General features: G+C 47.9%; 15 protein-coding genes and 1 tRNA gene. 6 read left to right on the top strand and 10 right to left on the bottom strand.

The window, feature by feature from the left end; all coding sequences use genetic code 11:
• Window positions 1–178 precede the first annotated feature (178 nt).
• From clpX to ACO0LE_RS08280, 6 genes are all read right to left on the bottom strand, one after another.
• The gene (clpX, locus tag ACO0LE_RS08305) at window positions 179–1,450 is read right to left on the bottom strand and encodes an ATP-dependent Clp protease ATP-binding subunit ClpX (protein WP_422956479.1); all 1,272 of its coding nucleotides are present in this window, start codon (window positions 1,448–1,450) and stop codon (window positions 179–181) included.
• 195 nt (window positions 1,451–1,645) lie between these two features.
• A complete protein-coding gene (gene clpP, locus ACO0LE_RS08300; protein ID WP_422959934.1) occupies window positions 1,646–2,272 on the bottom strand; it encodes an ATP-dependent Clp endopeptidase proteolytic subunit ClpP in 627 nt (208 codons plus the stop codon).
• A 14-nt stretch (window positions 2,273–2,286) separates the two neighbouring features.
• Complete coding sequence (gene tig, locus ACO0LE_RS08295; RefSeq protein WP_422959933.1) at window positions 2,287–3,630, bottom strand: trigger factor; 1,344 nt, start codon at window positions 3,628–3,630, stop codon at window positions 2,287–2,289.
• A 29-nt stretch (window positions 3,631–3,659) separates the two neighbouring features.
• Window positions 3,660–3,746: transfer RNA gene (locus ACO0LE_RS08290), tRNA-Leu, on the bottom strand.
• 225 nt (window positions 3,747–3,971) lie between these two features.
• Window positions 3,972–7,064: an efflux RND transporter permease subunit gene (locus ACO0LE_RS08285; RefSeq protein WP_422959932.1), complete on the bottom strand. Its 3,093-nt coding sequence runs from the start codon at window positions 7,062–7,064 to the stop codon at window positions 3,972–3,974.
• Complete coding sequence (locus ACO0LE_RS08280) at window positions 7,061–8,278, bottom strand: efflux RND transporter periplasmic adaptor subunit (protein WP_422959931.1); 1,218 nt, start codon at window positions 8,276–8,278, stop codon at window positions 7,061–7,063. Before ACO0LE_RS08280 ends, ACO0LE_RS08285 begins: the two co-directional genes overlap by 4 nt.
• 263 nt (window positions 8,279–8,541) lie before the next feature.
• Between ACO0LE_RS08280 and hpnC the strand changes: the two genes are divergently transcribed.
• The 3 genes from hpnC (at window position 8,542) to ACO0LE_RS08265 (ending at window position 10,494) form a co-directional block, all read left to right on the top strand.
• Entirely contained in the window at window positions 8,542–9,351 is an 810-nt protein-coding gene (gene hpnC / locus ACO0LE_RS08275; protein WP_422960064.1) for a squalene synthase HpnC, read from the top strand.
• A 201-nt stretch (window positions 9,352–9,552) separates the two neighbouring features.
• On the top strand, window positions 9,553–9,714 hold the full coding sequence (locus tag ACO0LE_RS08270; RefSeq protein ID WP_422959930.1) for a hypothetical protein: 162 nt from the start codon (window positions 9,553–9,555) through the stop codon (window positions 9,712–9,714).
• A 75-nt stretch (window positions 9,715–9,789) separates the two neighbouring features.
• On the top strand, window positions 9,790–10,494 hold the full coding sequence (locus ACO0LE_RS08265) for a M24 family metallopeptidase (protein WP_422959929.1): 705 nt from the start codon (window positions 9,790–9,792) through the stop codon (window positions 10,492–10,494).
• Between the two features lie 155 nt (window positions 10,495–10,649).
• Here ACO0LE_RS08265 and ACO0LE_RS08260 read toward each other — a convergent pair whose 3' ends face one another.
• Entirely contained in the window at window positions 10,650–11,498 is an 849-nt protein-coding gene (locus tag ACO0LE_RS08260) for a hypothetical protein (protein WP_422959928.1), read from the bottom strand.
• Window positions 11,499–11,939: 441 nt separating this feature from the next.
• On the opposite strand from ACO0LE_RS08260, the gene hpnD reads away from it, so the two are divergent.
• Window positions 11,940–12,773, top strand: coding sequence for a presqualene diphosphate synthase HpnD (gene hpnD, locus ACO0LE_RS08255; RefSeq protein WP_422959927.1), 834 nt, complete (start codon window positions 11,940–11,942; stop codon window positions 12,771–12,773).
• On the top strand, window positions 12,766–14,136 hold the full coding sequence (hpnE, locus tag ACO0LE_RS08250; protein ID WP_422959926.1) for a hydroxysqualene dehydroxylase HpnE: 1,371 nt from the start codon (window positions 12,766–12,768) through the stop codon (window positions 14,134–14,136). The genes hpnD and hpnE overlap by 8 nt, the downstream gene beginning before the upstream one ends.
• 387 nt (window positions 14,137–14,523) lie before the next feature.
• Here the strand turns inward: hpnE and radA are convergent, their stop codons facing one another.
• Entirely contained in the window at window positions 14,524–15,915 is a 1,392-nt protein-coding gene (radA, locus tag ACO0LE_RS08245; RefSeq protein WP_422959925.1) for a DNA repair protein RadA, read from the bottom strand.
• A gap of 171 nt (window positions 15,916–16,086) precedes the next feature.
• Here radA and lplT point away from each other — a divergent pair, with 171 nt between their 5' ends.
• Window positions 16,087–17,349, top strand: a complete 1,263-nt coding sequence (gene lplT, locus ACO0LE_RS08240; protein WP_422959924.1) for a lysophospholipid transporter LplT — start codon at window positions 16,087–16,089, stop codon at window positions 17,347–17,349.
• Window positions 17,350–17,509: 160 nt separating this feature from the next.
• Here lplT and ACO0LE_RS08235 read toward each other — a convergent pair whose 3' ends face one another.
• A complete protein-coding gene (locus ACO0LE_RS08235) occupies window positions 17,510–18,469 on the bottom strand; it encodes a DUF1853 family protein (RefSeq protein ID WP_422959923.1) in 960 nt (319 codons plus the stop codon).
• A 3-nt stretch (window positions 18,470–18,472) separates the two neighbouring features.
• Window positions 18,473–19,324: a uracil-DNA glycosylase gene (locus tag ACO0LE_RS08230; RefSeq protein ID WP_422959922.1), complete on the bottom strand. Its 852-nt coding sequence runs from the start codon at window positions 19,322–19,324 to the stop codon at window positions 18,473–18,475.
• Between the last annotated feature and the right edge of the window lies 1 nt (window position 19,325).

The raw sequence follows: 19,325 nt of genomic DNA, 5'->3' as shown, positions 1-19,325 counted from the left end.
AGATTGGCGCACTAGGCTAAAACTCAAGCCCGTCATCCGAAAAACAATAAAAAAAGCCACTCAGAGGAACCTCCGGGTAGCTTTTCGATTGAAGCTCAATTTTATTGTGTAATTAATTGTACTGCGTATTCCTGATATTCGCGGATCAATTATGACATTCACCCACACTTTTTAGGAATTAAGACTTCACGCCCGAAACTTTCGGTTGCTCGTCATAAATCAGCAAAGGCTTAGCGCCATTATTGATCGTATTTTCATCAATCACGACTTTTGATACATTTTGCTCACTTGGTAAATCATACATAATGTCAAGCAGAGCATGCTCAAGAATCGAACGTAATCCGCGCGCACCAGTTTTCCGAGCAATCGCTTTCTTCGCAATCGCTTGCAATGCTGCAGGACGAATCTCTAGTTCAGACCCTTCCATTTCCAACAATTTTGAATACTGTTTGATCAACGCATTTTTTGGCTCTACCAAAATCTGAATTAAGGCGGCCTCATCCAATTCATTCAGTGTGGCAATAACCGGCAAACGACCAACCAATTCAGGGATAAGACCAAACCGGATCAAATCTTGTGGTTCGGCATCCTGCATAACCTGACTGGCACTTTTTTCGGACTGACTCTTTACGCTGGCACCGAAACCGATACCGCTGCGCTCAGAGCGGTCAGAAATGATCTTGGCAAGGCCATCAAAAGCGCCGCCACAGATGAACATGATGTTAGTTGTATCAATCTGAATAAAGTCCTGATTGGGGTGCTTACGACCACCTTGTGGTGGCACGGAAGCCATAGTTCCCTCAACCAATTTCAACAGAGCTTGCTGAACCCCCTCACCAGATACATCACGTGTAATCGATGGATTATCTGATTTACGCGAAATCTTATCAATTTCATCAATGTAGACAATCCCTTTTTGGGCACGCTCAACTTCATAATTGCAATTTTGCAATAATTTTTGAATAATGTTTTCAACGTCCTCACCAACATAACCTGCCTCGGTTAATGTCGTTGCGTCGGCAATGACGAACGGAACATTCAGCATACGGGCCAGTGTTTGCGCCAGTAAAGTCTTACCCGAACCGGTTGGACCTACTAGCAAAATATTACTTTTAGCCAGTTCAACATCATCTTTTTTACCGAGATGCTTAAGACGTTTGTAATGGTTATAAACAGCAACAGCCAAGATACGCTTAGCCGTTACCTGACCAATCACATATTGATCTAGTAAGGCCGTTATTTCTGACGGAGTTGGCAAATCAGTTTTGGCACTGGAAATGGATTCCAGATTACTAACTTCGTCACGAATAATGTCATTACATAAGTCGATACATTCGTCGCAGATGAAAACAGAAGGCCCGGCAATCAGTTTTTTAACCTCATGCTGACTCTTGCCACAAAAAGAACAATAGAGCAGTTTTTCGCCAGTGGAGGATTTTTTATCGGGCATAGTACTTAGGTTCTTAACGAAAATTTAGCGGATTTGTATTTGATATTACCTGCAAATTCGACATAAGTCATCGAACATGTTTAGGTTATAAATGATTTAAAAAATCTTGCCACAATTATTTTGTAGCGTTCAATAAAAAACGCCCGGACTTGTAAGTGCGGGCGCTTTCTCTATTTTCAATATTCTTTTAGTACATCAAGCGCGATGTGTAAGAACTTTATCAATCAAACCATATTCTACGGCCGCATCTGCTGACATAAAATTATCACGGTCAGTATCTTTACCGATCTGCTCAATAGTTTGACCTGTCTTATCGGCCAAAATACCGTTCAGGCGTTCACGCAAATACAAGATCTCGCGAGCCTGAATTTCGATATCTGATGCCTGTCCTTGCGCACCGCCCAAGGGCTGGTGAATCATAATCCGTGAGTTCGGCAAAGAGAAACGTTTACCTTTCGCACCTGCAGCCAGTAAGAAGGCCCCCATTGATGCCGCTAAGCCTGTACACAAGGTTGAGACATCTGGCTTAATAAACTGCATCGTATCGTAGATCGCCATACCAGCAGACACTGAACCACCGGGAGAGTTAATGTAAAGTGAAATATCCTTATCTGGATTTTCACTTTCCAAGAACAACAATTGCGCTACGATCAGATTAGCTGCCTGATCGTTCACAGGACCAACCAGAAAAATCACACGTTCTTTCAGCAAACGGGAATAGATATCGTAAGCACGCTCTCCACGACCACTTTGCTCTATGACCATCGGCACCATGCCTAGCATGTTGGTATCTAATGCTGAATTCTGAATGATGCCTGTCATGTGATTTCCTTTAATTATTGCGCGTTGTTACCCATTAATTCGTCGAATGGCAGCACTTTATCTGTAACCTTCGACTTACCTAATACGTAGTTAACGACGTTTTCTTCTAATACAAGGGCTTCGACTTCCGCCAAACGATTACGATCACTGTAGTAGTACTTTACGACTTGCTGCGGATCTTCGTAACTCTGTGCAAAATCTTCTACTTGCGCTTTGATCTGCTCTGCAGTTGCCTGCAAATTGTTGGCCTTGACTAACTCAGCCAAGATCAAACCCAGGCGAACACGACGCTCAGCTTGCGCTGTAAACAGCTCTGGCGGAAACGGAACATCTTTGACGTTCATACCGCGTTGCGCCATATCCTGGCGTGTCATTTCAGCTAAGCGCTGACCATCTTGCTCTACGAGAGCTTTAGGCACATCAAACTCAACCGCTTTCACTAAAGCATCCATCACACTATCTTTAGTTTTTGCTTTTACACGACCGTTAACTTCACGCTCTAAATTTTCTTTGATGTCCGCACGCATTTTAGCCAGGTCGCCGTCTTCCACGCCTAAACTCTTAGCAAATTCTGCATCAACCTCTGGCAAATGTGCCCACTCCAATTTTTTCAGAGTAATAGTGAACTCAGCAGTTTTTCCTGCTACATCCTTACCGTGATAGTCCTCAGGGAAAGCCAGCGGGAAAGTTTTGCTTTCGCCGGATTTCAAACCCAAAGTAGCAGCCTCAAATTCTGGCAACATACGACCTTCGCCTAAGACAAAAGCGAAATCATCCGCTTTGCCGCCAGCAAATTCAACGCCGTCAATCTTGCCGACGAAGTCTAAGGTTGCACGATCACCATCTTGAGCAACTGGCTCACCGCCGTCGCCATGAGCACCTTGCTCACCTTTGGTATGAAAATGAACGCGCTGCTTGCGCAGAATATCGATTGTTTTATCGATCTCAGCATCAGACACTTCCGTTTTAACTTGCTCTACTTCTGCAGCAGACAAATCTCCAACAACAAATTCCGGATAAATTTCGAAGGTTGCATCAAATGTCAAGCTGCCTTCAACAGCACCTTCAGCATTTTTTGGCTCAATCTTTGGATAGCCAGCAACACGTAATTTGTTTTCGTTTGCAGCAACGCTGAAAGCCTGACCTACTTTATCGTTCAGCACTTCGGTTTCCACTTGGTAGCCATACTGGGCAGCGACCATTTTCATAGGCACTTTGCCAGGACGGAAACCCGGTGCTTTTGCTGTACGCGCACGTACCTTCAAACGCTTTTCCACTTCCGACTGCACTTCTGAAATCGGGAAGGAAATAGTGATACGGCGTTCCAATTTATCTAAAGTTTCGACTGCAGTTGCCATGAAAATCGTCCAAATATAAAAAAATTCTGTGGTGCGAGGAGGGGGACTCGAACCCCCACACCATTGCTGGCGTCAGGACCTAAACCTGGTGCGTCTACCAATTTCGCCATCCTCGCGGGATGAGAATACTAACCAAATTAAAAACTGGCACAAAAGCAAAGGGCGACCCGAAATTCAAGTGTCGCCCAGAACTATCGTATGTGGCATTTCAACTCCAGCCGCGTATTCTACTGGATTTTAATCCCATGTGTCTCTTTTTTTCGTATTGATTTGCAATTAATCCTGTGCGGACTTGCTTTAAAAACGGCAAACAAGCCCGCAACATTCATCTGCCTAATTGACTATGCCGTTTTTTTTACTCTGAACCAAGCCGCATATAAAGCCGGCAAAAATAATAACGTCAATGCAGTGGCGATAATCAAACCGCCCATGATCGCTACCGCCATTGGCCCCCAAAATACCGACCTTGAAAGAGGAATCATCGCCAATACAGCCGCCGCTGCGGTCAAGATAATTGGACGGAAGCGCCTTACTGCCGACTCAACGATCGCATCCCAAGCAGGTGCCCCCGCTTGAATATCCTGCTCAATCTGGTCAATCAAAATCACAGAATTGCGGATGATCATGCCGAACAATGCAATCACGCCGAGCTGAGCAACAAAACCAAAAGGTCTTTGCAACAAGAGCAATGCCATTGCTGCACCGGCAACGCCAAGTGGACCAGTAAGGAATACCAGCAGCGAGCGAGAGAAACTATGTAATTGCAACATCAGCAAAGTAAAGATGATAAAAATAACCAGAGGAACGTTGGCAGCGATTGACTCCTGTGCCTTACCGCTATCTGCTGCTGCACCAGCCAGTTCAATCTTATATCCAGGCAAAAGTTCAGAACGAATCTTATCCAGCTTGGGTGAAATCTGACTGGAAACCGTTGGACCTTGAATGCCGTCCACCACATCCGACTGAACAGTGACAGCCCATTCACGCCCTTCCCTCCACACCACACCCGGCTCCCAGACCAGCTTAATACGCGCCAATTGCGACAACGGTACAGACTTGCCGCTTGCCGTCGGGATATTCGCGTCACCTAGTGCATTAATCGTAGAGCGTTCATCAACAGGCTGACGAACAACGATATCGATCAACTTATTATCATCACGGAATTGTCCAACCGTCGTTCCTGTCAATATCGTATTTGCTGCGCGCATGACAGTTTGCGAGGTAACACCTAAAGCACGCAATTTGTCCTGATCCAGGTCGATGCGCACTACCTTCACAGACTCGTTCCAGTTGTCATTGACCCCTATCGCATTTGGATTAGCGCGCATTACGTCTTTTACGCGATCGGCAATTTCACGCACTTTCGCCACTTCCAGACCTGTGACACGGAACTGCACAGGATAAGGAACAGGTGGTCCGTTCGGTAGAATTTTCACCCGTCCGCGCACTTCAGGGAAATCGACTTTAAAAGCATTCACAATTTTCAAACGCAAGGCTTCCCTTGACTTCAGATTGACAGGCAGTACAACGATTTGCGCCACGTTAGTCTGAGGAAAAATCTGATCCAGTGGCAAATAAAAACGTGGACTACCGGTTCCGACATAGCTGGTAACGCTCTCAACACCCTCTTGTTTTTGAATGAAATTTTCAAATTTTTTCGCTTGAGCTTCGGTCGCAGCAAACGCGCTCCCCTCAGGCAGCCATAACTCCACCATCAATTCAGGACGGCTTGAATCAGGGAAGAATTGCTGCTCAATGAATTTAAATCCAAATATCCCCAGTCCAAACACAGCCAAGGTAATCACAATAGTTGTTTTGCGCCACTCAACACACCAGCTCACTAACTTGCGAAAACGCGAATAAAACGGCGTATCAAACAACTCATGGTGGCCATCAGCATTCGCTGCCGGTTTGACTTTCAGCAGCAGATAACCTAAATAAGGCGTAAATAAAACGGCGGCCAGCCAGGAAATAATCAGCGCCAGCGCATTCACCGAAAACATAGAAAAGGTGTACTCACCCGCAGCAGATTTTGCCAGACCGATAGGTAAAAAACCTGCCGCAGTAATCAAAGTCCCTGTCAACATCGGCATCGCTGTTGAGGTGTAGGCAAATGTCGCCGCGTCAAACCGCGAGAAGCCCTCCTCCATTTTACGTACCATCATTTCTACCGCGATAATCGCATCATCAACTAGCAAGCCCAAAGCGATGATCAGGGCCCCCAGCGAAATTTTATGCAGATCGATATCAAAAATACGCATAAACAGGAAAGTCACCGCCAGCACCAGAGGAATCGTCAAACCTACAACCAGACCTGGCCAGATGTCCAGGCGAAACGGCTTGGTGTGAAGGCCCAACGACAAGAAACTCACTGCCAATACGATCACGACAGCTTCAATCAAGGTATTAACGAACTCGCCAACAGACGACGTCACCATTTTAGGCTGATCGGAGACTCGCTCAACCTGTATGCCGACCGGCATTTTGCTCTTGATATCGTTCGTTACCTTTTGCAAATTTTTACCCAGCTCAATGATATTGCCGCCTTTTTCCATTGAGATACCGAGACCGATGACTTCTTTACCATTGAAGCGCATCTTGTCTTGCGGCGGGTTTTTATACTCACGTTTGATCGTTGCAAAATCACCCAAGCGGAATGTCGTTCCATTTGCGCGTAGTTGAAGGTTCTCCAGATCTTTAACGGTCATTAACGCGCCGGAAATCCTGACCTGTAAATTATCACTCGACGTGGTTAATACACCCGTTGCCTCGACCGTGTTCTGCGAATTAATCTGACTGACAATCGCATCAAATGAAACGCCTAATTGCGAGAATTTTTTCTGAGAAAACTCAATATTTATTTTCTCATCCTGAACACCAAATAACTCGACCTTAGATACGGTCGGAATACGTAAAAACTGCTGACGGACAAAGTCAGCATATTCTTTGACCTGTTCATAGGTAAACCCATCACCAGACAAAGCAAAAATAGAACCGTAGGTATCGCCGAATTCATCATTAAAAAACGGTCCGATTACACCTGACGGCAAGGTGCTTTTTATATCCCCAATTTTCTTGCGCACTTGATACCAGGACTGCGCCGTTTCTTTTGGTGGCGTCGATTCGCGCAACTGCAAGATGATTAAAGTCTCCCCCGGCTTAGAGTAACTACGGATCTTGTCGATATACGGCGTTTCCTGAAGCTTTTTCTCCAGCTTATCGGTAACTTGCTCTGCCATTTGCAAGGAAGTTGCACCGGGCCAATTTGCTCTTACCACCATCGCACGAAAAGTAAAGGGCGGATCTTCGTCCTGCCCCAAACGACCATAACTCATGATGCCGCCCAATAATAAGACGACAATCAAATAGCGCGTCAGCGGGATATGCTCTAAGGCCCACCTTGACAGATTAAAACCGCCTGAGGATTCACTCATTTAGCAACTCCTGCTGCAACATCATTAGCGGACGCTGCACTGACTTTTCCAGACGCTTTATCGCCGGCTTTTTCAGCGCTGCCAGATTCCATACCAAGAATACTTACCCGCTGACCTACTTTAAGCAAATTTACACCGGCTGTTACTATGCTTTGGCCTGAGGTTACGCCTTTCGCAATCAGAATATCTTGTCCGGCAGATCCAGCAACGACAACAGGGCTTAGTTTGACAACACCACCGTCCACAATCCATACGGAAGTGGTATTTTTATCATTAAACAACGCTGTCATTGGCAACCTGATCATTGCGTTCGGATTTTTCGCAGCAAATGTGACATACGCAGTCATGCCTAACTTGACGTCTTTCGCGTTTGCAGGCAAAGCCAGCTTAGCTGTAAAAGTGCGGGTCACAGGATCGGCGATTGGAGAGAGCTCGCGTAATTTAGCGCTCAGTACCTCACCCTGGTTCGCCCACAGACGCACACGAATGTCAGAAATTTGCCGGATCGAATTCACTTTATCCTCAGGAATACCGATCACAACATCGGTCTCCCCCGTCTGCGCCACACGCACCACGGATGTTCCCGTCGCGACGACCTGCCCTACTTCGGCATCGATCCCCGTCACCACACCATCGACATCAGATATCAAAGTGGTATACCCAGATTGATTTGTCTGGTTACGGTAAGAAGCGACTGCTTGTTCGTAGCTGGCCTGTGCTGCTTTAAACGTCGTCACTTTGCCATCCAAAACTGCCGCAGCGACAAAATTCTTTTCCCTTAAATCTTCATAACGTTTTAACTCTGCTTTCGCCAGGTCACGGTTACTTTCCGCTGCACTTAGACCCGCCTTTGCCTGGGACTGCGCCAATGCCAGATCTTGCGGATCTAACTGCATCAAAACCTGACCTCGCTTCACTACGCTGCCGACATCCACCTTGCGGGCAACGATTTTTCCGCCAACACGAAATCCCAAGCGAGATTCAATACGAGGACGCACTTCCCCCGAAAACTCTGCTGATTGATCTGCACCATCTGTACTCGCTTTAATAACTCTTACCGGACGGATATCTTCCGTCTTTTCAGCTGGTTTTGAACATCCCGCCAGCAACAACAAAGCGATAACAGGTAAAAGATTTAAGGGCTTTCCGGTAAAAAAGCATCTGCCGGCGGACCTGGCTGACTCATTAAAAACGGTATTTTGCGATGTTGGCACGGGAGTTTTCCTTTACTATGCTGGCTACAAAAGCCAAGGTTATTCGTTGACGCGTAGTACGAATTGCCAGTTACTGTGATTCGATGTATGGAGCGCGCTGTCAATTCAGGCATATCGCTGTGATTGATGACTCGCGAATCAGCCGATAAAGTTCTGTTACTGACTTAACGGTTAGTAATTATAGTGGCGAGTCATTTTTTTGCCAATGACTTTTGAGTCATTAATTTTAAGCCTGTATGGCACTCACTAATTCAAGCGTGAATATGACTGTAGAGCATTACGAAAACTTTCCTGTTGCATCATTTCTGCTCCCTGCACGCTTACGTCCGGCGGTGGAGGCTATTTACGCCTTCGCCAGAACTGCCGATGATATTGCGGACGAAGGAGATGCAACGCCTGAGCAACGCTTAGCAGGATTGTCTCAGTATGAAACTGAGCTGGATAGAATAGTGACAAACCAGCAGCCCGGGCATTCTTTGTTTACACGTTTACAAAAAGTCATTCTGGAATATGCTCTCCCTGTGCCAGCATTCCGGGACTTGCTGTCAGCCTTTAAGCAAGACGTCACGACTACCCGATATAGCAATTACAGAGCCTTACTCGATTATTGCAGCAGATCTGCCAATCCTGTTGGACTACTGATGCTGCACCTCTACGACGCTGCATCAGCAGAGAATAAGCGTGATTCAGATGCGATATGCTCCGCTTTGCAATTAATCAATTTTTGGCAAGACGTCGCAATCGACTGGGACAAGCAACGCGTTTATATCCCTCAGGAAGATTTGATCCGATTCGATATAAGCGAAGAGCAGATCGCCAACCAACACCATAACGCCCAATGGACGGCTCTGATGCAATTCGAGACAAGCAGAGCAAGAGCTTTGCTCATCAGTGGTATGCCTTTGTGCAAGCGGTTACCCGGACGGATAGGATGGGAATTGCGTCTGGTAACTCAGGGCGGGCTAAGAATACTAGAGCAGATAGACGCCGTTCAAGGCAATGTGTTTCACCATCGTCCTCAATTAGAGAAAGCAGATTGGTTCGTCATGCTATGGCGGGCATTTAGGATGTAGCGGCGCTGAGCGGGATAAGTGTTACAAACAAGCGTCCCAAGCAAGCGTCCTGAACAAGTATGTCATTACAGCTTGTTTCAAAATTAATCTTTCAAAGAACATGACTGAATCTGACTATCCCGCTATGATTCGTGATGACGAATTTAACAATGCTCAAACGCAGACAAAACCATCATGAAACGTATTTATCCGCTAGTAGTCATGACTTTGACTATAGTGCTGAGTAGCGGCTGCACCGTATTAGCCGTCGCAGATGCCGCCGTATCAACGACAGTGAAAGTTGGCAGCGCCGTCGTCGGCACGGCTGTTGATGTCACTGCCGCTGGCGTAAGAGCGGTGACCAGTAGCAATAAAGAAAAATAGCATTCGTGTCATATTTTGTCAGACCTCACCTCAGAACACACATCAATCCCATTCTCTTTGCCATAGCAAACCGCCATGCCAACTGAACACCAAATTGCCGAGCATCGCAAAGCGCAACAGGCTGCGAAAGAGGCAATGGTGCATCTTGCCGTCGTGATTGATGCAAACGATACAGAGCAAAGTATCTCCCGCAAAGCACATGAGTTCCTGTGCGAAGCCGGCTATCAGGATACTTGGTACTACCAATGCCCTGCCCTAGTGTTACTTGGATCAAGAAGTTGCGTGTCAATCTCGGGGCGCGACTATCAGGCGAATACGGAAACAGTAGGTACATCCAACCTGATTACAATTGACCTGAGCCCGGCAAGAAGCGAGTATTGGGGCGACTATGCACGCTCTCTGGTGGTCGAGGATGGGAAGGTCATTATGCAACCGAAACAGCTGGAGTTTAAAAATGGACTACATTTTTTACAACAACTACATCGGCAAATGCTGCGTCTGGTCAAACCCAACACCACGTTCGAGCAATTGTTTGAGTGGGCGAATGTCCGTATTCGTGAAAGCGGTTTTGTGAACCTGGATTATCGCGGCAATGTGGGACATAGCATTGCGACCAGCCGCGATCAACGCCAGTTTATTGAAGCGCGCAACAATGCTACGCTGGGGGATGTGCCATTTTTTAGCTTTGAACCATTTGTTCGCCTCAAAGGTGGTCGCTGGGGCTTTAAACATGAAGATATTTTCTTCTTCAATCAAGACGGACAATTACAGAGTCTCTAGCACTTAGCAGGATTTACGCTCCGAGTTGAACATCAGCACACTCTAGAAATTAATAAGTGCGCAAAATTAAAAAGCCGGCATCTTGATAGATGCCGGCTTTTTTATCCATTCAAACCAGATGAACCAGATTGAACGGATGCTTGCTGGATATTTGCTTAGTTATTCACGCAATTAATCGCAATATTGCTTGCCCCTGTAGGATTGCTTAATAACGCAGTACCAGAACCACTCACCACAGTACAAGTCTGACCAGTCGGCTGAGTAGTAACGGTTACTGCATAAGTTTGTCCGTCAACAATCGAATTGGTAAAAGTGTAGGTGCCCGTAGCCGACAGATACAGGAAATCAGTCGCATTATCAGCAATCGTCACAGTTTTGCCCGAACCCAAACCTGTCAATACGACTGAAACCGGTACGCTAGGAATACACTTCACGAGTACGTTGTTAGCTCCCGCTAAATTGCTATTATCGACAGTACCAGTTCCGTTCTGCACTGAACATGTCTGAGCAGCTGGCTGGACACCTACTGTCACTGCATATGTCTGACCACTTGCAATATAGTAGCTAAACGTCGCAGCCGTATTCGTCGTCATAGTTATCGCATCCAGATTAACGTTAGCATTGTTGTACAAAATAAGCGTACCAGTGCTTAAGCCTGACAATGTGGCCGTTACAGGAACCTTAGGAACGCATTTTACTGCGATATTTGTTACAGCTGCATCACTCGACATGTGACCGGAACCATTGGTCACCGTGCAATTCACCTGTGCAGGCTGGCTTCCTACTGTGATGTTGTAGTCAGCATTACTGGCAACTTTAAATGAAAAAGTACCGTCCAAAGTTAAGGACTGTTTGTATGCGGCCGTATCCACCAATACCAAAGTTCCGCCTGATGTAGTCCCGCTACCGAGGCCCGTCACAGTGCCGCCGACCGTGGTGTACACAAAACCGCCACAAGCAGCCACTGCGAGAATCAAGCCTGTAGCAAGGGCGAAAAGGCTCATTTTTTTCATTTTATTCATTCGATGTTCCAAATTGGTCTAGGTCAAACGGGGGAAACTGATTGCGGTTTAAATCGACTGATCACTTTAACTGACTAGTCAACGCAAAATTTCAGCAAGTTCGTAATGGTATATGAGCTTGAGTCAAAAAGTGCATGCCTGATACAAAAAGCTTTATTCCGCTTACAAACTATTACAGGTGATGGCAAACAGGTGATGCGCGCTTTACCAAAAAGCTGGCTTGCCATACCCATTTTATTTACAACAGAGTGAACGGGTACACAATTTTAACAGGCAACATTTGTGGTCTCCGTCACAGTCGGTTAGCATAGCGGCTTTCGTGCAGCAATAAGGTTTCCTGGCCTGTTTTGGCTTGCCATTCTTTATTTGACCGCAATCTAGCCGCTTATTTACGCATCCCTTATCTCGTATCCCCCATCCCATATGTCACCAGACGAATATTGCCAACAAAAAGCAGCGCAAAGCGGCTCTAGTTTTTATTACAGCTTTTTATTTTTACCTCAAGAAAGACGACTGGCAATTACAGCACTTTATGCGTTTTGTCGTGAAGTCGACGATGTTGTTGATGAAAGCACCGACGATACCGTTGCACGCAGCAAGTTAAACTGGTGGAGAGGCGAAATTAAAGCCATGCTGGCGAATAGTCCGACCCACCCCGTGACGAGAGCGCTGCTACCTCACATGACTCGTTTTGCTCTGGATGGTGCCCATTTACAGGCCATCATCGACGGTATGGAGATGGATTTAAACCAGACCCGTTACCTCGATTTTATTGCCCTGCAAAAATACTGCTGGCATGTGGCAGGCGTAGTTGGCATTTTATCTGCGAGTATTTTTGGGATCACCAACCCGCAAACCAAAGAATTTGCTGAGAAATTGGGACTGGCGTTCCAGATGACGAACATCATCCGTGATGTCGGAGAAGATGCCCGCAAAGGACGTATCTATCTGCCGGTCAATGAGCTGCAACAATATAAAGTGACAGCGGCCGATATTCTGAATGCACGCCACAGCCCGGAATTTGCGGCTTTAATGCAGTTTCAGTACGAACGCGCACAGCGCCTGTACGACGAGGCGTTCGCCTTGTTGCCCGCAGAGGACAGAAAAGCTCAGCGCACGGGACTCATCATGGCAGCCATTTATCGTGCCCTGCTGGTAGAGATTCAACGTGATGGCTTCCACGTACTCAATCAGCGGATTTCTTTAACGCCGATCCGCAAACTCTGGCTAGCCTGGAAAACTTATATCCGTGGCTAAAAACAAGTCCGTTGCCGGCAAACGCATTGCCGTCATTGGTGCAGGCTGGGCGGGCTGCGCAGCAGCAGTAGAGCTAAGCCGCGGTCAGGCGCAAGTCACCCTGCTAGAAGCCTCACGCACACTGGGTGGACGGGCTCGCAAAGTCGCGATTCAAGAACATACTCTTGATAACGGCCAGCACATCCTGCTCGGCGCCTACGATGCTACGCTGACAATGATGCGCCAGGTCGGCATTCCCTTGGATCAAGCGTTTCTGCGGCTCCCTTTGCAGATGGTCTATCCATCGCTCGACGAGGGCATGGAATTTATAGCGCCGCAATTACCGGCCCCACTGCATCTGCTGGTCGCCTTGCTGCGGGCCAAAGGCTTAAGCAGGCAGGACAAGATGGCGCTTGCCCGCTTTTCTACAACGGCGCGCTGGATGGGCTGGCAATTACATCAGGATTGCAGTGTCATTGAGCTGCTGGAGCGTTTTGATCAAACGCCAGTGCTATGCCAGTTGATGTGGGTGCCCCTATGTATCGCGGCACTCAACACACCGCCAGAACGCGCATCAGCACAAGTATTCTTACATGTATTAAGAGATAGCCTCGGCGCCGGTCGTGCAGCATCGGACATGCTGATTCCCAAATGGGATTTGTCCGCGCTGTTCCCCGAAAAGGCGCAAAAATTCATCGAAAACGCAGGTGGTATTGTCAGGTCAGGCGTGAATATCAAACGCCTGATAGCAAACGCAGCAAACAGAAATACTACTAACAACACAGTAAAGTGGCGTCTGGGATGCGATAGCGATGAGGTCTTAAGTAACCAGGAATTTGACGCCGTGATTATTGCCACTGGCGCCGAACAGGCTGGCCGTTTGCTCAACACAGTCGCGACTGAACAAAAAATCACGCCACTGCCAGCACTGGGGTACGAGCCGATCACAACGTGCTATCTGCAATACTCACCTGAGCTGCGCTTGTCTCGCCCGTTCTTTGCCTTAAGAGACCGGCCAGAACTGCAACATTGGGGACAGTTTGTCTTTGACCGGGGTCAACTGCACAAGGAACAAGCCGGCTTGCTGGCAGTCGTCGTCAGTGCATCGGATCAGGCGACCGACCTGGGTAATGAGGCTCTGGGTAACGCAATCGCCTTGCAACTAGCGACCATGTTTAAGATGCCCGAACTGGCAAAACCGAGGTGGCAGCAAATTATTTCAGAAAAGCGCGCCACCTTCTCCTGCACGCCCTCCTTGCAACGACCGGACAACCAGATAGGATTAGAAAATTGCTTCATCGCCGGGGATTACACCAAGGGCGATTATCCGGCAACACTGGAAGCCGCCGTACGCAGCGGTATTGCCGCAGCCAGGCTTTGTTGATGCGCTACGAATAGTCGTGTTGAAATCGCATGACCTTCTACACAAATCGGTACGAGCAGACAAGCTCAGCACATGCATCAAAACCCTAATCTCAAAAACCAATCCGCAATATAGATGCGGCTTTCCGGCATATTTCAGGCTGAAGACCGCATGAACATTAGTGGATTCAAATCAGAAGTTTCTAAAAACCTCTAAATTAAAAAGTGACGTCGATAGGACTGACGCAAAAATCAAGACCTCTCACCACAGAAATACGGAGGCACAGAGAAGAGGCAGGAGTAAGCGGTGCTATGAAGTATCGATTCAAGGTTTTTTAGAAATTCGCAATCATGAGCATCTGTTCAGCGATGAGTGCAGAGATTGTAAAAACTCCCGGTCAAAGACAGCTTACTTGTCATCTTTGATATAACTGTCTACATCCCTGATTTTATTCAAAGCCTCATCAATCCTGTCCACGGGAATCAGCGTCAATCCCTCAATCGCTTGTTTCGGTGCGTTGGACTTTGGAATCATCGCAATCGAAAAACCGAGTTTGGCAGCCTCGCGCAGACGCTCTTGACCGCGTGGTGCCGGGCGAATTTCTCCCGCCAATCCCACCTCGCCAAAAACCACCAGACCTCTTGGCAAAGGTTTATTCCGCATTGATGAGTTAATCGCCAGCAAGACGGCGAGATCCGCCGCTGGCTCGGTGATTTTGACGCCACCCACGGCATTAATGAATACATCCTGATCAAAAGCCGCCACACCTGCATGACGGTGCAACACTGCCAGTAACATCGCCAGACGGTTCTGCTCCAGCCCGACAGAGAGCCGCTTGGCATTCGGTGCGTGCGAACTATCGACCAAGGCCTGTATCTCGACCAGCAAGGGTCTGGTGCCTTCTTGTGTCACCATCACGCACGATCCGGCGACCTGAGTATCGTGCTGCGACAAAAACAGGGCCGAAGGATTGGAGACGCCTTTCAAGCCGCGCTCCGTCATGGCAAATACGCCAAGCTCATTGACCGCACCGAATCGATTTTTGATGGCACGCACCAGACGGAAACTCGAATGCGTATCCCCCTCAAAATACAGCACCGTATCAACAATATGCTCAAGCACACGGGGGCCCGCCAGAGCGCCCTCCTTGGTCACATGTCCTACTAATATCATCGTGATGTCCATGGTTTTGGCGACACGCGTCAATTGAGCCGCGCATTCCCGCACTTGTGCGACCGATCCGGGCGCAGAACTCAGTGCATCGGAATACATGGTTTGAATCGAGTCAATCACGACGACCTGTGGCTTGTGATCGGCAAGGGTATTCAGGATTTTTTCCAGCTGAATTTCTGCCTGTAACTGCAGGTCTTTCGCATCAACGGCCAGTCGCTTTGCGCGCAAGGCAATCTGAGAACCGGACTCCTCACCGCTGACATACAAGACTTTTTTGATCTTCGATAAATTCGACAAGGCTTGTAACAGCAAGGTTGATTTGCCGATACCCGGGTCGCCACCGATCAGAACCACGCCGCCAGCCACCAGGCCGCCGCCCAATACCCGGTCAAATTCGTCAATGCCGGTGCCAAAACGCGGCACTTCCTCTGCCTCGATATCAGCGAGGTTCAGAACTGGTGCCGTCTGGGTAATCCCTTGATGTTTGGCAGAAAACCGGTTGCCGCCGACCTCGACGATTGTCTCTACTAAGGTATTCCACTGCTGGCATGACGGGCATTGCCCCGCCCATTTATTGACGATGCCGCCGCATTCAGTGCAGGTGTAATTGGTTTTAGGTTTGGCCATCGTTGAATAAAGAAAACGGGTTTTCTAGAAAATTAGATAAATGAGGACTTATACAAAACTACTGTTATTTTACCCAGTATTCAGCAATTGACTTGGTCTAAATCACGAATATTCTTTAATTTTCATGGTATAAAGCAAGCCGGTGACATTTTGTAACAGGCAAAATAAAGAATGAAACGCGGTTTCTACACAATCATGGCGGCGCAGTTTTTTTCGTCGCTTGCAGACAATGCTTTACTGATTGCTGCGATGTCTTTGCTGATCTCCATGCAGTCACCCGCCTGGATGACGCCTCTCTTAAAACTGTTCTTCGTTTTATCCTACGTATTACTGGCAGCCTTTGTTGGTGCATTTGCAGACTCTTTGCCCAAAGGCAAGGTCATGTTCATCACAAACCTGATCAAGGTTGGTGGCTGCGCCCTGATGTTTTTTCATGTGCATCCCTTGGTTGCCTACGGTGTCGTAGGATTTGGTGCTGCAGCCTATTCACCAGCAAAATATGGCATTCTGACCGAGTTGCTTCCGGCCGAAAAACTGGTGGCAGCAAATGGCTGGATCGAGGGCTTGACAGTGACGTCGATCATCCTTGGTACAGTCTTAGGTGGCCTGCTGGTCAATCCGCATATTTCGGCGGCTCTCCTGAATTTTGACTTTCCCGTTCTAGACTTCGGTATCAATACACCGAATGAGGCCGCCCTGTGCGTCATCATTAGTTTGTATGCGCTGGCAGCTCTGTTCAATCTCCGTATACCTGACACTGGTGCCAAATATGCTCGTCAGCAACATAATCCGGTCAAGCTTGTTGCAGACTTTGCCGGCTGCTTCAGTGTTTTATGGAAAGATAAGCTAGGTCAAATCTCGCTCGCTGTGACCACTCTATTTTGGGGGGCGGGTGCAACCTTACAATTTATCGTGTTGAAATGGGCAGAGAAATCATTGCATATGCAATTGGACAAAGCCGCCGCCTTACAAGGTGTTACCGCAGTCGGAATCGCGCTAGGTGCAGTTGCTGCCGCCCGTTTCGTCCCGTTAAAAAAATCGCTGTCAGTGATGCCCATGGGCGTCGCGATGGGCTTGGTTGTCATTACGATGACGATGGTGACTAACGTCTGGGTTGCCTATCCGCTGCTGATATTGATTGGTGCCCTAGCTGGATTTTTTGTAGTTCCTATGAATGCCTTGCTACAGCACCGCGGCCATGTATTGATGAGTGCAGGACACTCGATCGCCGTACAAAACTTTAACGAAAATCTCTCTGTTCTGACCATGCTGGCCTTGTATGCCCTGATGGTGTCTTTTAATTTGAATATTCACATCGTCATCATTTTGTTTGGCCTGTTTGTATCAGGGACGACATATATGGTGATGCGCAAACATGCGGCGAATCAGCTGGAATTTGATTCGCTGGCATTGATCGGCGAACACAAGCACTAGTAGTCAGCCAAGCTAAATCTGGTACGCATGCATTGCGCCTTTTTCCACATGGCGGCGTAGCTTGTCATTGCCAATAGCGAACGATGCGGCGTACTCCAGTCTTGCCAGAGCTAAAAATTCATCGTTTTCTACTCCATCAATTCAACTTGACTGTGGGCTATCAGGACCTGTTTTGCAAACGCCTTTGTACGGCGTTTGTCAGCCATGTATCTGGCACTACCAGGCCACGATAACTTTCTTGCCAGACCTCTCTGTTTTTTGACATTACAGCCAGCAAAACGGGAGCTTGAAAGTGTATTAGGCGCTGGCTGATATGCTCATGCAGTTCTGCCTTATCCATCACATCGGCGTCGCTGGCCTGAGCCGGCGCCAACCAATCCAGCCTGTCCAATATCAGTCCGGCAGATAATTCTAATTGCATGACTTCGGCAACATTCCACCAATAGCCACGACAATGATTCACTGCTATCTCCGCAGGATACGCCACTGAAGACCATGCATAGTCAGGTCGATAAAATAGCCAGCCCTTGATCAGGGCTTCCGCCTTCAGCACAGGTAAAGGCAACACGGATGCAGCGGCGGGATTCTGGGATAACTGCAACTGCTGAGTAAACACTTTATTTAACTTGGCAGACAAGGTATCAACCAGATTTGGCCCCAGATAGTCATCCAAATGCACGCCGCGGTCGATCTCGCCCACCTCCGCGACATGGATATAAAATTTTGTCGCCAGCTCCCAGTGCAACAAACCATTGATATCGTGCAATAGAAAATCGAACTCACCCAGCGTATGTTTACCGTTTTGTACCTGAACATTTTTCGCGTACAAAATATTCAGATGTTGTAAATAAAACGCCAGGAGATTTTCGGCATAGCGTCCCAAGCGGCGCTGATGGTGACTTTCCAGAGCCTGGTGCAAGGCTTCCGGGTAACGATCCAGCTCTGTGAGCCACGCAATCAAGCTGGGATGATCGCCCGCCTCAATCTCAGCGATCTTATCTCGCCACCGCAGCACCTCTGCCAGCAATGGCGGTGAAGTAATAAGCCAGGCTAAAGCACGTACATGCTTATCATGGAGATGTTGCCATTGACGATGAAACTGGTTTTGATACGTTCTCATACCTCACATCGAGCGCAATGCGAGACAAAGATCTTCCCAGGTTTTGCTTTTTTCGGTTGGTTTGCGCAATAAATATGCGGGATGATAAGTGACAACCAGAGGCAGACTCTGATAACGATGCAACTTACCGCGCAATTGCCCCACAGGCGTCTCCGGGTCCAGATCAAGCAAGGAAACCGCTGCTGTCTTGCCTAAAGCAATGATGACTTCAGGCTGTATCAAGGCGATCTGCCGCTTTAAATAGGGCAGACATGCAGCAACCTCTTCAGGAGATGGCGCCCTATCCTTGCCTTGGGCATCCGTCGGGCGGCATTTCACGATATTGGCGATGTAAGTATTCTCACCACGTTGCATGCCCAATGCGCGCAAAATATTATCCAGCAGATGTCCGGCAGGCCCGACAAAAGGTTTTCCCTGCAAATTCTCCTGATACCCTGGGCCCTCACCGACGAACAACCATTTTGCGCGTTGATCGCCGACACCAAACACCGTATTCGCCCGGCCCTCACAAAGCTGACAGGCACGACATGCTGCCACCGTATTTTCCAAACTTGTCCAGTCCATCTCTGCAACGGCAGTAGATGTAGCTGGCAATATCGATATTGCTTGATCCATATTAGTAGCAGCGGGAGCAAGAGTAGAAGTGCCGCCTAGTACCGAGTCGGTCGTAAGCGTACGCAGCAGGCCGTCACCGACTGGGATAATTGCTGGAACCGGTGTTACAACACGCGGAACTGGAACGATTTCAGCAACATGGGAAATGGTAGCAATTGATGCACTGCTATCGTGCAACTTCCAGACTGGGCCTATCCCCAACTCATCAAGGAAGGCATCATGTTGTTCAGCATTATTCATG

This window comes from Undibacterium sp. Xuan67W, assembly GCF_049340165.1.
Classification (GTDB): Bacteria; Pseudomonadota; Gammaproteobacteria; order Burkholderiales; family Burkholderiaceae_D; genus Undibacterium.
The sequence above is the reverse complement of the archived record's forward strand: the minus strand, read 5'-3'. Positions and strand labels throughout refer to the sequence as shown.